The 269-nt window shown below is 69.9% G+C and carries 1 protein-coding gene; it reads left to right on the top strand.

Annotated elements, in window-relative coordinates; genetic code table 11:
* Positions 1-60: 60 nt before the first annotated feature.
* Positions 61-269 (top strand): hypothetical protein (locus ACKQAD_RS20300; protein ID WP_409161760.1); only part of this gene is annotated, 209 nt, incomplete at its 3' end.

Here is a 269-nt window from a genome sequence, read left to right as displayed (position 1 = left end):
ATACGGGACCGCGCCCGCGCCGCCGTCCGCAGAGCCGACATCCCCCGACGAGAACGACCGATGAGCTCGGGGGACCGCGAGAACGTCGAGGAGTTCCTGCGCAACGTCTTCCGCTCGCGCGGTCGGCGGCCCGTGCCCAGGGTCCCGATCGTCCCCATCCTCGGCGTCCTCGTCCTGCTCATCGCGCTACAGAGCGCGTTCTACACGATCGCTCCGGAGGAAGTGGGCGTCGTGTTGCGGCTCGGGAAGTACGTCCGCACGACGGAGCC

The sequence above is a fragment of the Pectobacterium artocarpous genome, assembly GCF_046159765.1.
GTDB lineage: Bacteria > Pseudomonadota > Gammaproteobacteria > Enterobacterales > Enterobacteriaceae > Pectobacterium.
Note: the sequence above shows the minus strand (reverse complement) of the source record. Positions and strands in the feature narration are given on the sequence as shown.